At 69.7% G+C, this 14,508-nt stretch carries 12 protein-coding genes; 9 read left to right on the forward strand and 3 right to left on the reverse strand.

Going from position 1 to position 14,508, the window contains the following annotated elements:
- The first annotated feature begins 189 nt into the window (after positions 1-189).
- The 5 genes from ACN28F_RS19925 to ACN28F_RS19945 all read left to right on the forward strand — a co-directional run bounded on the left by ACN28F_RS19925 (position 190) and on the right by ACN28F_RS19945 (position 6,042).
- Positions 190-1,827 carry a peptide ABC transporter substrate-binding protein gene (locus ACN28F_RS19925; protein WP_421359136.1) on the forward strand — a complete coding sequence of 546 codons (1,638 nt, stop codon included), beginning with the start codon at positions 190-192 and terminating at the stop codon, positions 1,825-1,827.
- Between the two features lie 103 nt (positions 1,828-1,930).
- The gene (locus ACN28F_RS19930; protein WP_421359138.1) at positions 1,931-2,941 is read left to right on the forward strand and encodes an ABC transporter permease; all 1,011 of its coding nucleotides are present in this window, start codon (positions 1,931-1,933) and stop codon (positions 2,939-2,941) included.
- Between the two features lie 71 nt (positions 2,942-3,012).
- A complete protein-coding gene (locus ACN28F_RS19935; RefSeq protein WP_421359140.1) occupies positions 3,013-3,987 on the forward strand; it encodes an ABC transporter permease in 975 nt (324 codons plus the stop codon).
- An 8-nt stretch (positions 3,988-3,995) separates the two neighbouring features.
- A complete protein-coding gene (locus ACN28F_RS19940) occupies positions 3,996-5,039 on the forward strand; it encodes an ABC transporter ATP-binding protein (protein WP_421359142.1) in 1,044 nt (347 codons plus the stop codon).
- Complete coding sequence (locus tag ACN28F_RS19945) at positions 5,032-6,042, forward strand: ABC transporter ATP-binding protein (RefSeq protein ID WP_421359144.1); 1,011 nt, start codon at positions 5,032-5,034, stop codon at positions 6,040-6,042. The genes ACN28F_RS19940 and ACN28F_RS19945 overlap by 8 nt, the downstream gene beginning before the upstream one ends.
- A gap of 144 nt (positions 6,043-6,186) precedes the next feature.
- Here the strand turns inward: ACN28F_RS19945 and ACN28F_RS19950 are convergent, their stop codons facing one another.
- Complete coding sequence (locus ACN28F_RS19950; protein ID WP_289209406.1) at positions 6,187-6,540, reverse strand: chorismate mutase; 354 nt, start codon at positions 6,538-6,540, stop codon at positions 6,187-6,189.
- A gap of 282 nt (positions 6,541-6,822) precedes the next feature.
- Between ACN28F_RS19950 and pcrA the strand changes: the two genes are divergently transcribed.
- Complete coding sequence (pcrA, locus tag ACN28F_RS19955) at positions 6,823-9,267, forward strand: DNA helicase PcrA (RefSeq protein WP_289209407.1); 2,445 nt, start codon at positions 6,823-6,825, stop codon at positions 9,265-9,267.
- A gap of 20 nt (positions 9,268-9,287) precedes the next feature.
- Here pcrA and ACN28F_RS19960 read toward each other — a convergent pair whose 3' ends face one another.
- Positions 9,288-10,205, reverse strand: a complete 918-nt coding sequence (locus ACN28F_RS19960; RefSeq protein WP_421359145.1) for a M23 family metallopeptidase — start codon at positions 10,203-10,205, stop codon at positions 9,288-9,290.
- Between the two features lie 272 nt (positions 10,206-10,477).
- A complete protein-coding gene (locus tag ACN28F_RS19965) occupies positions 10,478-11,200 on the reverse strand; it encodes a M23 family metallopeptidase (RefSeq protein ID WP_289209409.1) in 723 nt (240 codons plus the stop codon).
- A gap of 384 nt (positions 11,201-11,584) precedes the next feature.
- Between ACN28F_RS19965 and ACN28F_RS19970 the strand changes: the two genes are divergently transcribed.
- The 3 genes from ACN28F_RS19970 to sucD all read left to right on the forward strand — a co-directional run bounded on the left by ACN28F_RS19970 (position 11,585) and on the right by sucD (position 14,484).
- Positions 11,585-12,007 (forward strand): cobalamin B12-binding domain-containing protein, encoded by a 423-nt coding sequence (locus ACN28F_RS19970; RefSeq protein ID WP_289209410.1) that lies wholly within the window; start codon positions 11,585-11,587, stop codon positions 12,005-12,007.
- A gap of 387 nt (positions 12,008-12,394) precedes the next feature.
- On the forward strand, positions 12,395-13,591 hold the full coding sequence (sucC, locus tag ACN28F_RS19975) for an ADP-forming succinate--CoA ligase subunit beta (protein WP_289209411.1): 1,197 nt from the start codon (positions 12,395-12,397) through the stop codon (positions 13,589-13,591).
- Positions 13,592-13,596: 5 nt separating this feature from the next.
- Complete coding sequence (gene sucD / locus ACN28F_RS19980) at positions 13,597-14,484, forward strand: succinate--CoA ligase subunit alpha (protein ID WP_421359148.1); 888 nt, start codon at positions 13,597-13,599, stop codon at positions 14,482-14,484.
- Positions 14,485-14,508 lie beyond the last annotated feature (24 nt).

Raw genomic sequence — 14,508 nt, forward strand, 5'->3', positions numbered from 1 at the left:
GTTGTACAGTGGTCGGATGCCCAGGTCAGCACGGGTTCCGGGCGAGGTCGAGAGATCTCGATCGGCGTATCGGAGCCGTCCCGGCCGCGTATCGGCTTGATAACGGCACCTTCACGCAACGGGCTACCTGGTGTCACAGTGTCAGTCACCTCACAACCCCCCCCGTGAGCGCCCTGAGGAGGCTCTCCCATGCGTGGGAAATCCCTAAAGGTGGCGGTCGCAACGACCGCCATCGCTCTGTTCGCCACCGCTTGCAGTAGCGACAGCGGAGAGACCACGGAGAACGACTCCGGCGGTGAACTTCGCATCTATGCCTCGGAGCCGGCCTTCCTGCTGCCGTCCGCTGGTGACGACGAGCCGTCCATCCTGGTGATCCGCCAGCTCTACCGTGGTCTGGTCAAGTACAACGCCGAGACCGGTGAGCCGGAGAACGACCTTGCCGAGTCCATCGAGTCCGAGGACAACCAGACCTGGACCATCAAGGTCAAGGACGGCTACACCTTCGACAACGGCGAGCCAGTCAACGCCGACGCCTTCATCCGCGCGTGGAACTTCACGGCGTACGGGCCGAACGCCCAGAACAACTCGTACTTCATGAAGCGCATCGCCGGCATCGACGAGGTCACCGCCGGTGAGGACCCGGACGGCGACGGGCCGCAGGAGGCCCCGGAGCCGGTCGCGCAGGAGCTGTCCGGTCTGCAGAAGGTCGACGACATGACCTTCACCGTCGAGCTGAAGGCGCCGTTCTCCGGCTTCCCGGCGATCGTCGGCTACTCCGGCTTCTTCCCGATGGCCGAGGCCTGCATCGCCGACAGCGAGGCCTGCAACGAGACCCCGATCGGCAACGGCCCCTACAAGATCGAGGGCAGCTGGCAGCACGACGTCGGCATCACCCTGGTGCGCAGCGACTCGTGGGCGGGTGAGGACAAGGGCAAGGCCGACACCCTGGCGTACAAGATCTACCAGGACGTCGACGCCGGCTACGCCGCCTTCCAGGCCGGCGAGCTGGACGTCATGTACACCATCCCGCCGGCCCGCTACGCCGAGGCGAAGCAGCAGTACGGCGAGCAGATGTACGAGGCGCCGGGCGACAGCTTCACCTACGTCGGCATGCCGATGTACAACGAGAACTTCGCGGACAAGCGGATCCGCCAGGCGTTCTCGCTCTCCATCGACCGGCAGGGCATCATCGACGCCGTCTTCAACGGCCGGTTCACCCCGGCCGAGGGTGTCGTGGCGCCGACCTTCGACGGCTACCGTCCGGGCGTCTGCGAGTACTGCACCCAGGACATCGAGCGGGCCAAGCAGCTGCTGGAGGAAGCCGGCGGCTGGCAGGGCGGACCGCTGGAGCTGTGGGCCAACGCCGGTGCCGGCCACGAGGCCTGGCTGCAGGCCGTCGGTGACCAGATCAAGGCCGCGCTCGGCATCGACTACGAGCTGAAGGTCAACCTGCAGTTCCCCGAGTACCTCTCCACCGCCGACCAGAAGGCCTTCACCGGCCCGTTCCGGCTCGGCTGGGGCCCGGACTACCCGGTCATCGAGACCTACCTGCAGCCGCTGTACGGCACCGGCTCGGGTAGCAACAACTCCACGTACTCGAACCCGGAGTTCGACGCCCTGATCGCCCAGGGTGACGCCGCCGAGAACCTCGAAGCGGCCATCCCGTTCTACAACCAGGCCGAGGACCTCGTCGTGGAGGACCTGCCGGTCATCCCGATGTGGTTCAGCAAGGTCGCGGCGCTGTACGGCGAGAACGTCGACCAGTTCGTCTGGAACAAGATCTCGGACGCCGAGTACGGCAAGATCACGCTGAAGAGCAACTCCTGACCCCCGGGTCTGACTGATCAAGTCGTAACGCGACGTGGCGGCAACGGGTCTCCCACGAGGAGCCTGTTGCCGCCACGTTTAGCGCCGAGAGGAGACCCCCGTCATGGGGCGCTACGTCATCCGACGGTTGCTCCAGTTCATCCCCACCGTGCTCGGGACGATGTTCCTGCTGCACTACATCACCTCGGTGGGTATCCAACTGAGCGGCAACCCGGTCCGCGCGTTGTTCGGCGACCGGACCCCCAGCCAGGCGCAGATGGACGCCCTCAGCGCCAAGCTGGGGCTCGACGACCCGTGCCTGGAACAGAAATTCAACCCCTGCTTCGGGCTGTTCGGTGACCGCCTGCAGGGCATATTCCTGCACTTCGATTTTGGTGTGAACCTGCGTGGCCGGCCGGTCGTCGAGATGGTGGCCGACGCGGTGCCGTTCACCCTGAAGATCGTCCTGATCGCGATGCTCTTCCAGTCCATCGTGGGCATCGCCGCAGGCGTGCTCGCCGGGCTGCGCAGCGGCAGCTTCGCCGACTACGTGGTGAAGATCTCGACGGTGTTCGTGATCTCGGTGCCGATCTTCGTGCTCGGCATCGTGGTGCGCGAGTACGTCGGGGTCAAGTTCGGCAACGTGCTGCGGGACATCGACTGGATACCCGACCTGATATCCCGCGGGGTCTTCAGTGCCGGGTTCAAGGTGGAGTATCCGTTCGCCAGCCTGGTCATCCCCGGTCTGGTGCTCGGCGCGGTGTCGCTGGCCACCACCGCACGGCTCACCCGGACCAGCATCATGGAGAACATCCGGTCCGACTACGTGCGTACCGCCAAGGCCAAGGGCCTGGCCCGCAAGCGGGTCGTCGGCGTGCACACCCTGCGCAACTCGCTGATCCCCGTGATCACCTATCTGGGTGTCGACGTCGGCGTCCTGATGGGCGGCGCGGTCGTCACCGAACGGATCTTCAACGTCCCCGGTATCGGCCTGCTGGTCGCCCGGTCTGCGACCGGCGGTGAGGCGTCCGTGGCGATCGGCGTGGTCACCATGCTGGTCCTGGTCTTCCTCGTGGTGAACCTGCTGGTCGACCTGCTCTACGCGGTCCTCGACCCACGGATCCGCTATGAGTGAGCACAACCGACCCATCGGCCTGCCCGGCGCCGTGCGGACCCACGGCGGACCGAGCGTAGTGAGGTGGCACCATGAGTGACCCGACCAACGCGGCCAAGACCGTCGACGACGGCGACCCGCCCGCCGCCGGGACCCCGACCCCGGGCGACGCCGCGTCCAACGGCACCGCGTCCAACGGCACCGCGTCCAACAGTACGGAGCGCAACGCCAGCCTCTGGGCCGACGCGGGCCGGCAGCTGGTCCGCGACCCGGTCTTCGTGATCGCGTCGATCTACCTGCTGATCGTCGGCTCGATGGCGGCCTTCCCCGGGCTGTGGACCAGCCAGAACCCGGCCGACTGCAACGTCTCCCGGACCCGGACGCCACCGAGCTGGGACCACCCGTTCGGCTTCGACCAGTTGGGCTGCGACTACTACTCGCACGCCATCTACGGGGCCCGGCCGTCGTTGTCGATCGCGATCTTCGCCACCTCGGGCATCGTGCTCATCGGCGGCGCCATCGGCCTGCTGGCCGGCTACTTCGGCGGCTGGGTCGACGCGATCCTCTCCCGGATCACCGACATCTTCTTCTCGCTGCCGTTCCTGCTCGGCGCGATCGTCTTCCTGACGGTGATCCGGATCCAGAACGTCTGGACGATCGGCGCGGTGCTGATCCTGCTGGGCTGGACCACGATCGCCCGGATCATCCGGGGCAGCGTGATCTCCTCCAAGGGCCTGGACTACGTCCAGGCGGCGCGGGCGATGGGCGCGACCAACGGCCGGATGATGCTGCGGCACATCCTGCCGAACGCGATCGCGCCGATGGTCGTCTACGCGACCATCGCCCTGGGCGCGTTCGTGGCGGCCGAGGCGACGTTGACCTACCTCGGTGTCGGCCTGCGGGCCCCGACGCAGTCCTGGGGGATCATGATCAACGCTCACCAGGTCTACTTCCTGGAGGACCCCTGGCTGCTGCTGTTCCCGTGCGGCCTGTTGGTCGGCACGGTGCTCTCCTTCATCCTCATGGGCGACGCGCTGCGGGACGCCCTCGACCCGAAACTGCGGTGAGGTGAGCCATGACGACGGACAGAGACATCACCGCCACCATCGACGCACTGCCCGGCCTCGACTCCAGTGCACCGCCGCTGGAGGTCAAGGACCTGCAGGTCGAGTTCCGTACCCGCAACGGCATCGCGCACGCGGTCAACGGGGTCAGCTTCTCGCTGCAGCCCGGTGAGACCCTGGCGATCCTCGGCGAGTCCGGCTGCGGCAAGAGCGTCACCGCGCAGGCGATCATGGGCATCATCGACTCGCCACCCGGGTACGTCACCGGCGGCGAGATCCGCTACCGCGGCGTCGACCTGCTGAAGCTGCCGGAGTCGCAGCGTCGCAAGATCCGGGCGAACCGGATCGCGATGATCTTCCAGGACGCGCTGTCGGCGCTGAACCCGGTCTTCACCGTCGGGTTCCAGCTGTCCGAGTTGTTCCGCAAGCACCGGGGGATGTCCCGGGCCGACAGCAAGGCCCGCGCGGTCGAGCTGCTCGACCTGGTGAAGATCCCGGCCGCCCGGCAGCGGGTGAACGACTTCCCGCACCAGTTCTCCGGCGGCATGCGCCAGCGGGTCATGATCGCGATGGCGTTGGCGCTCGACCCCGAGGTGCTGATCGCCGACGAGCCGACCACCGCCCTCGACGTGACCGTCCAGGCGCAGGTGATGAGCCTGCTCGCGGAGCTGCAGCGGGAACGCAACATGGGCCTGGTGCTGATCACCCACGACATGGGCGTGGTCGCCGACGTCGCCGACCGGATCTCCGTCATGTACGCGGGTCGGGTCGTCGAGGAGGCGCCGGTCCGGGACATCTACGCCTCACCGGCGCACCCGTACACGAAGGCGCTGCTGGAGTCGATCCCCCGGATCGACCTCAAGGGCCAGCAGCTCAACGTCATCAAGGGGCTGCCGCCGGCGTTGACGAACATCCCACCGGGTTGCTCGTTCAACCCCCGGTGCCGGTACGCGCAGGACATCTGCCGGGCCGATCCGCCACCACCGCGGTTCCCGGTGGCACCCACCCGTACCTCCGCCTGCCACTTCTGGAAGGAGGTCAAGGGCGATGAGTGACGTCGTTCTGGAGACCCGGGACCTGGTCAAGCACTTCCCGCTGACCCAGGGCATCCTGTTCAAGAAGCAGATCGGTGCGGTCCGCGCGGTCGACGGCATCAACATCCAGTTGAGCCGGGGCGAGACCCTCGGCATCGTGGGCGAGTCCGGCTGCGGCAAGTCCACCCTGGCCAAACTGCTGGTCGGGTTGGAGCAGCCGTCCTCGGGCTCGATCCTGGTGCACGGCACCGACGTGGCCGGACGCAGCCGCGCCGAGCTGCGCCGGGCCCGGCGCAACATCCAGCTGGTGATGCAGGACCCGTACACGTCGCTGAACCCGCGGATGACGGTCGGCGACCTGATCGGTGAGCCGTTCGAGATCCACCCGGACGTCGCACCGCGCGGCGACCGACGGCGGCGGGTCCAGGAGTTGCTGGACCTGGTCGGGCTCAACCCCGACCACATCAACCGGTACCCGCACCAGTTCTCCGGCGGGCAGCGGCAGCGGATCGGGATCGCCCGGGCGCTCGCCCTGCGTCCCGAGATCATCCTCTGCGACGAGCCGGTCTCCGCGCTCGACGTGTCGATCCAGGCCCAGGTGATCAACCTGCTGGAGAAGCTGCAGCAGGAGCTGGGGCTGTCGTACATCTTCATCGCGCACGACCTGTCGGTGGTGCGGCACATCGCCAACCGGGTCGCGGTGATGTATCTCGGCAAGGTCGTGGAGATCGGCAACGAGGACGAGATCTACGAGCGGCCGACCCACCCGTACACCCAGGCGTTGCTCTCCGCGGTGCCGCTGCCGGACCCGACCGTGCGTGGCCTGCGCGACCAGATCGTCCTGGAAGGCGACGTCCCGTCGCCGGCCGACCCGCCGTCGGGCTGCCGGTTCCGCACCCGCTGCTGGAAGGCGCAGGACGTCTGCGCCGCCGAGGAGCCGGCGTTGACGGTACGGGACGCGTCGGCGCACCCGAGCGCCTGCCACTTCGCCGAGGTACGCGACGTGGTGGGCGTCAAGGAATAGGGCGTCAAGGAACAGGCTCACAGGAACGCGCTGTCGCCCACGGTGGCCGGCGCTGGTCGTCACCCCTTGGGGCGGGGACCGGCGCCGGCCACCGTTGCGTCAGCGGTGGCCCGAGGGCGGTTTCAGCGGTGGTTCACGGGTGGTTCACAGCGGCCCGCGGCCGGCGCGCAGCACCAGCAGGGCCAGTTGGGTGCCGTCCGCGCCCAGCGCGGTGCGGTACCGCTCCATGATCTCGCGTTCACGTGACAGCACCAGCCGGGTGCCGCCGGAGGCGATCCGGACCGCGCCGACCTGGCGCGACAGCTCGGCGCGCTCCTGCCACAACGAGATCAGCGCCTCGTCGATCTCGTTGATCCGGTCGCGGATCGCCAGGATCCGGTCGGACGCCTCGGGAGCGTCGGTGCCGGTCTGCTGCCGGCCAGCCGGCGGTGTGCCGGCCGCGCCTGCCCCGGTGGCGCTGTCCTCGGCGCTCTGCGGCGCCACGGCGTTGGTCCCCATGTCCTGCCTCCTGGACTGGTCGGGCCCCCGGCGGACGCCCCGCGATGCCCGGCACGCGAAATGCCCCGGACTCTCGCGAGAGCCGGGGCATTCGTAGGTCTGACGATCAGGCGCGACCTGCGGCAGCCGGACTCCCGGAACCGTAGGTAAAGTAAAACCGCGCTCGGCCGATCACGCCTGTGAGTATGCCCATGCGGCCGACGCCAGCGCAAGGATTCCCGCCAACTGCCCGCCGAGAGCCTGCTCACCGCTGTCAGTCGGTCGGCATAGACTCCTGCTGCGATGCATCCTCTCTTCGAAACCCCAGCGGCCACACCCGTCCCTGCTGCCAGCCGTGGCGGTAGTGGCGTACCCGACGACAGCCCTCGTACCGCTGACCGCGCCCGGACCGGCGACGACGGTTCCCTTGCCGGCGCGGCCCTGCTGACCGGTCTCAACGGTCCGCAGCGGGACGCGGTCGCCCACGCCGGTGGTCCGCTGCTGATCGTCGCCGGTGCCGGGTCGGGCAAGACCAAGGTGCTGACCCACCGGATCGCGTACCTGCTCGCCGCCCGGGGCACCCACCCCGGCCAGATCCTGGCGATCACCTTCACCAACAAGGCCGCCGGGGAGCTGAAGGAGCGGGTCGGCAACCTGGTCGGCCCCCGGGCCAGGATGATGTGGGTCTCCACGTTCCACTCCGCCTGTGTGCGGATCCTGCGCTCCGAGCACGAGCACGCCGGTCTGAAGTCCACCTTCTCGATCTACGACGCCGACGATTCCCGGCGGCTGATGCAGCTCGTCGCCCGCGAGCTGGACCTGGATCCGAAGCGCTACCCGGCCCGTGGGCTGGCCACCGGAGTGTCGAACCTGAAGAACGAGCTGGTCGACCCGGAGACGTTCGCCGACCGGGCGGCCGGCCCCAACGAGCGGGCGCTCGCCGAGGCGTACGCGCTCTACCAGCGCCGGCTGCGGGAGGCGCACGCGCTCGACTTCGACGATCTGATCATGACGACGGTGCACCTGTTGCAGTCCCACCCGCACGTCGCGGAGAACTACCGTCGACGGTTCCGGCACGTGCTGGTCGACGAGTACCAGGACACCAACCACGCGCAGTACCAGTTGGTCAAGGAGCTGGTCGGGGACGGCAGCGACGGCGTACCGCCGGGGGAGCTCTGCGTGGTCGGCGACGCCGACCAGTCGATCTACGCCTTCCGGGGCGCGACCATCCGCAACATCCTGGAGTTCGAGCGCGACTTCGCCCAGGCCCGCACGATCCTGCTGGAGCAGAACTACCGCTCCACCCAGACCATCCTGTCCGCCGCGAACGCGGTGATCACCAACAACGCCGGCCGCAAGCCGAAACGGCTCTGGAGCGACCAGGGCGACGGCGAGCCGATCGTCGGCTACGTCGCCGACACCGAGCACGCCGAGGCGGACTGGGTGGCCCGGCGGATCGACCAGCTCTGCGACGACGGGTCGGCCCGCCCTGGCGACGTCGCGGTCTTCTACCGCACCAACGCCCAGTCACGGGTCTTCGAGGAGGTGTTCATCCGGGTCGGGCTGCCGTACAAGGTGGTCGGCGGGGTGCGCTTCTACGAACGCAAGGAGGTCCGCGACGCGCTGGCGTACCTGCGGGCGGTGGTCAACGCCGACGATACGGTGAGCATCCGGCGGGTGCTCAACACGCCCCGGCGGGGGATCGGTGACCGGGCCGAGGCGTGCGTCGAGGCGTTGGCCGCCCGGGAGCGGATCTCGTTCGGTGCCGCGCTGGGTCGGGCCGCCGAGGCCCCGGGGATCTCCACCCGGGCGGTGAACGCGATCGGCGACTTCGTGGCGCTGCTCGACGGGGTCCGCGAGCAGGCGGCCACCGGCACGCCGGAGGAGGTCCTGGAGGCGGTGCTGCTGCGTTCGGGATACCTCACCGAGCTGGAGGAGAGCCTGGACCCGCAGGACGCCGGTCGGGTGGAGAACCTGCAGGAGCTGGTCAGCGTCGCCCGGGAGTACACCGAGCGGGTCGAGGCGTCCGACGAGCCGGCCACCCTGGCCGGCTTCCTGGAGCAGGTGGCGCTGGTCGCCGACGCCGACCAGGTGCCCGACGACGATCCGGACCACCAGGGCGTGGTCACGCTGATGACGCTGCACACCGCGAAGGGCCTGGAGTTCCCGGTGGTCTTCCTGACCGGCCTGGAGGACGGTGTCTTCCCGCACCTGCGGGCGTTGGGCGACACCCGGGAGCTGGAGGAGGAGCGGCGGCTGGCGTACGTCGGGATCACCCGGGCCCGGCAGCGGCTGCTGCTGTCCCGCGCGGTCACCCGGGCGGCGTGGGGGCAGCCGGCGTACAACCCGGCGTCGCGGTTCCTCGCCGAGCTGCCGGCCGAGCTGGTCCGCTGGGAACGCACCGAGGGCGCGTACACGTCCTGGTCCGGCACGGGCGGCGGCGTCGGTGGCCGGTCGGGGGCCGCGGACCGGTCGCTGGTGGCGCGCGGTGGCGGCTTCGCCGGCGGTACGCCGAAAGCCGCCCGCCTCGCTGCGCGGCTCGGGGTGGACCCGAGCCGGCTGAGCACCGCCAGCGAGCTGCCCACCGCGCCGAAGGTGGCGGTCGGTGAGCGGGTCAACCACCAGCGGTACGGGCTGGGTCGGGTGCTGGCGGTGGAAGGGCACGGCCCGGCGGCCAGGGCGCAGATCGACTTCGGTGATCAGACGATGTGGCTGGTGCTGCGGCACGCCCCGATCGAGAAGGTCTGACCCGGCCCGTACCGCAGCGGTCAGCAGCCCAGGTCGACGCCGCGTTCGCGCAGCCACGGCGCCGGGTCGACCTGGCTCCACAGCCCACCGACGTGCACCTCGAAGTGCAGGTGCGGGCCGGTGGAGTCACCGGTGGAGCCCTCCTGGCCGATCTGGTCGCCCGGGGCCACCTTGTCGCCGACGGCGACGCTGGTGGCGGAGAGATGGGCGTAGTGGGTGAGCAGACCGTTGCCGTGGTCGATCACCACGGAGATGCCGTACCCGGTGTAGGCCCAGCCGGCGACGGTGACGGTGCCCGCTCCGGCGGCCAGGACCGGCGTACCGGCAGGCATGGCGAGGTCCATTCCGGCGTGCAGGACGCCCCAGCGCTGGCCGTAGCAGGAGGTGATCTGCGCGCCGGGCATCGGGGTGACCCAGTCGGGGCTGGCGCTCGGTGTCGGGTCGGGCGCGGTGGCGGCGGCAGCGGTGGCCGCTCCGCTGTCGGCCGGGGCGTCGGCGCCCGCGTCGGTCCCGGCTTCGGTCGGGGTCGCCGCGTCGGTGGGTGCGGCGGCAGATGTCGTACCGCTCGGTGTCGGGGTGGCGTCGGCCGGGCCGAAGCCGGCCTGCCCGCCGGGCTCGGCGGTGGCGCGGCGTTCGCTGCGGTCGGCCCGCTGTGCCGCGTCGGCCCGTTCGTCGATGGCCGCCTGCTCGTCGGTGGTCCGTTCGCCGGCGGTGGTGACGGTGGTGGGGTCGTTCTGCCCAGGCTCGTCGGGGTAGGTCAGGGCGGTGGCGGCACCGCCGATGCCGAGGGCGGCGATGGCCAGCCCGGTGAGCGCCACGGTGCGGCTGCGCCGCCCGATGTGACGGATCCGGGCGCGGGCACCGGGTGGGAGCCGGTGCGCGCCGGTGGCGCGGTGTCGGGCCGGTGCGGCGGGCCGGGAAGGCTCGGTGTGCGACACGGGGGGACCTCCGTGGTAGGGAGAGCACGGACCCGAAAATGGTGGTGTGCCAACCACGGAGGGTGGGTACGGGGTACCAGGAGAAGTGACTCAGGGTGCTCACGGATGGGGAGTTCTGCGGCGCGGGCGGTAGCTCTGCGTAGTTTTTGCTGGCGGTTGAACGTGACGCCGATCACAATGCGTCGAGTGGTGCAGGTCACTTCTGGGCGATCGAGGACACAAGAAACCGCCCAGACCGGCTGGTCTGGGCGGTCAACTACTGATACGCTCAGTCAGGAGTCGACTACTCCACCGTAAATTGACTCCACTTGTAGCTGGATGTCCACTCCCTTGTCCCGCAACCACGGGATCGGGTCCTTCGCTTCGCCCTCGACGTGCACCTCCAGGTGCAGGTGGGCGCCGTAGGAGTGGCCCGTGTTCCCGACGTCCCCGAGCAGGTCGCCTGCCTCGACCCGGTCGCCGGCGGTGACCCGCAGCCGGGAAGCGTGCCCGTAGACCGCCTCGGTGCCGTCGTCGTGCTTGACGATGACGCAGTAGCCGTAGCCGCCGTTCCAGCCGGCCAGGGTGACTGTGCCCGAGTGGATCGACTGGAACGGGGTGCCCTCCGGGGCGGCCAGGTCGACACCGGCGTGCAGCTTGCCCCACCGCATCCCATACGGGGAGGTGAAGGTGTAGCCGTGCAGCGGCAGCATCCACACGTCCGGCGCTGCCTGGGTCATCGAGGTGGCCGGCGCGCGGTCGGTGTCCCGCGACGCCCGCTCGGCGTCGCTGGCGCGCTCGAGGGCCTGGTCACTCAGGGCGGCCGTGGTCTCCAGGTCGGCCAGGGCCGCAGGGCTCAGTGTCTTGGCGTCCGGCATCGCGCTGGCCCCGAGGGCGACGACACCCGCGCCGACCACGGCGGTGGTCATCACCGCGGCGTACCGGTTGCGAGGGGGGGTGGGTACGCGGCGGCGACCCCGATATCTGTCGGGCTCTGACGACAGGCGTTGGCGCACGCACACCCTCCGTTGGCGGGTAGTTCGGCCGGTGGTGCAAGCGTCGTAGGACCGTGTAGTTAACGCTCGTTGGCCGGGTTGGTTCTGGCCGGAACCAGATGACAACCGTGGACACGGTAGCCAACCCCCAGCCTGGCCACAACCCGACTCGCAAAAAACCGTTGACGATCTGCGATCGTCCGTTGTGTATTGTCCGAATTCGTAACCTTTTATTAGCCCACTCGTTGGTAACTCCCGGTTACATTGAGCAATACTTATCGTGCGTTCAGTGTGTCGGTCCGCTGTCCCGTGTCGGGCGACGGACAGGCTCCCGCCAGCCTGCCGACGTTGGTTAACCTTCGTTAAGGGCCGCATGCGGCGGGCCGACGGGCGGGAGGCGCAGCGATGCAGACGCGGATCCGGGTGGTGGTGGCCAAGCCGGGGCTCGACGGCCACGACCGGGGAGTCAAAGTGGTGGCCCGCGCGCTGCGCGACGCCGGTATCGAGGTCATCTACACCGGCCTGCACCAGACCCCGGAGCAGATCGTCGAGACCGCGATCCAGGAGGACGCCCACGCCGTCGGGCTCTCGGTGCTCTCCGGCGCGCACCTCACGCTCTTCCGCCGGGTCCTCGACCTGCTGCGCGAGCGCGACGCCGAGGACATCGTGGTCTTCGGCGGCGGCATCATCCCCGACGACGACATCGCCGCACTCGCCGCGCTCGGCGTCGCCCGGATCTTCACCCCCGGAGCGAGCACCGGTGAGATCGTCGACTGGGTACGCGGCAACGTGTCCGGACAGCCCGGCGACGCGCGGCGTTACAGATGACGCGCGGCGATCAGGCGACGCACGTCCGCCAATAGGTGAGAGGCCGGACGCACCCCTCACACGTCCGGCCTCTCCATGCACGATGCCCCGCCGCCACCCCTCGACCGACAGGGCATCGGCCGCTTTCGCGTCGGCGCCGCTGTGCGTGCACCGACATCACAGTCAACGACGCCCGTCACCGGTGGTTACGTGGCCGGCCGGCCTTTTTCCCGGCCGGGCGGGGTGTGTGCGGTTGCGCACACCGTCCGCCCGGCTGCTGGCCCCACCGGTACGGGTGGTTAGGCTGCGCCAATGGCCGGTCACGGCTCGTGACCGGACAAGTCATCTGCAATGCACGCTGGCGGCGGCGCGACGGCGCGCCGCGGAGACGGAACGGGACGCGCAAACGTGGACCTGTACGAGTACCAGGGGCGCGAGCTGTTCGAGCGACACGGGTTGCCCGTGCTCGCCGGCGGCGTCGCCACCACCCCGGAAGAGGCCCGCGCGATCGCCGAGCGCCTCGGCGGCCGTGTCGTGGTCAAGGCCCAGGTCAAGGTCGGTGGTCGGGGCAAGGCCGGCGGCGTCAAGCTGGCCGAGGACGCCGACGAGGCGACCACCCACGCCACCAACATCCTCGGGATGGACATCAAGGGGCACACCGTCGGCAAGGTGATGCTGACGGTGACCGCCGACATCGCCGACGAGTACTACCTGTCGTACCTGCTGGACCGGGCGAACCGTACCTTCCTCTGCATCGCCAGCGTCGCTGGCGGCATGGACATCGAACAGGTCGCCGCCGAGACCCCGGAGCGGGTCGCCAAGATCGCCATCGACGCCACCGTCGGGGTGGACGAGGCCAAGGCCGCCGAGATCGTGACCGCAGCCGGCTTCCCGGCGGAGCTCGCCGACCAGATCACCGAGATCGCGGTACGCCTCTGGCAGGCGTTCATCGCCGAGGACGCCACCCTGGTCGAGGTCAACCCGTTGGCCCGCACCACCGAGGGCCGGGTGCTCTGCCTGGACGCCAAGGTCACCCTCGACGAGAACGCTGGCTTCCGGCACCCCGACCACGAGGCGATGGTCGACCAGTCCGCCGTCGACCCGCTGGAGCAGCGGGCCAAGGAGAAGGACCTCAACTACGTCAAGCTCGACGGCTCGGTCGGCATCATCGGCAACGGTGCCGGCCTCGTCATGTCCACCCTCGACGTGGTCGCGTACGCCGGCGAGGCACACGGCGGCGTCAAGCCGGCCAACTTCCTCGACATCGGCGGCGGGGCCAGCGCGGCGGTGATGGCCAACGGGCTGGAGATCGTGCTCTCCGACCCGGCCGTACGGACCGTCTTCGTCAACGTCTTCGGTGGGATCACCGCCTGCGACGAGGTCGCCAACGGCATCGTGCAGGCCCTGGCGCTGCTGGAGCAGCGCGGCGAGACGGTCACCAAGCCGCTCGTGGTCCGCCTCGACGGCAACAACGCCGAGGCCGGCCGGGCCATCCTCGACTCGGCCGCCAACCCGCTCGTCGAGCGGGTCGACACCATGGACGGAGCGGCCGAGCGGGCCGCGCAGCTCGCCGCAGCGGCGTCCGGCCGCCCGGAAGGACAGTGATCGAAATGGCGATCTGGCTGACCAAGGACTCCCGGGTCATCGTGCAGGGGATGACCGGCTCCGAAGGCTCCAAGCACACCCGGCGGATGCTCGCCGCCGGCACCAACGTCGTCGGCGGGGTCAACCCCCGCAAGGCGGGCCAGCAGGTCGAGTTCGGCGACGTGCGGTTGCCGGTCTTCGCCAGCGTCACCGAGGCGATGAGCAGCACCGGCGCCGACGTCACGGTCATCTTCGTCCCGCCGGCGTTCTGCAAGGCCGCGGTGATGGAGGCCATCGACGCGCAGATCCCGCTCGCCGTGGTGATCACCGAGGGCATCCCGGTGCACGACTCGACGGCGTTCTGGGCCTACAACGTCGCCTCCGGCGGCAAGACCCGGATCATCGGCCCGAACTGCCCGGGGATCGCCTCGCCGGGCGCGTCCAACGCCGGCATCATCCCGGCCGACATCACCCCGGCCGGGCGCATCGGCCTGGTCAGCAAGAGCGGCACGCTGACCTACCAGCTGATGTACGAGCTGCGCGACATCGGCTTCTCCACCTGCGTCGGCATCGGCGGTGACCCGGTCATCGGCACCACCCACATCGACGCCCTGGCAGCCTTCCAGGACGACCCGGAGACCGACGCCATCGTGATGATCGGCGAGATCGGCGGCGACGCCGAGGAGCGGGCCGCCGAGTTCATCAAGGCCAACGTGACCAAGCCGGTGGTCGGCTACATCGCCGGGTTCACCGCCCCGCCCGGCAAGACCATGGGCCACGCGGGCGCGATCATCTCCGGGTCCGCCGGCACCGCCGACGCCAAGCAGGCCGCCCTGGAGGCAGCCGGCGTCAAGGTCGGCCGTACGCCGAGTGAGACCGCCCGCCTGATGCGGCAGGTCATCACCGGCGGCTGAGCCGCCGTACCGCGCCGTGCACCG

The sequence above is a fragment of the Solwaraspora sp. WMMA2101 genome (assembly GCF_049179175.1).
Taxonomy (GTDB): domain Bacteria; phylum Actinomycetota; class Actinomycetes; order Mycobacteriales; family Micromonosporaceae; genus Micromonospora_E.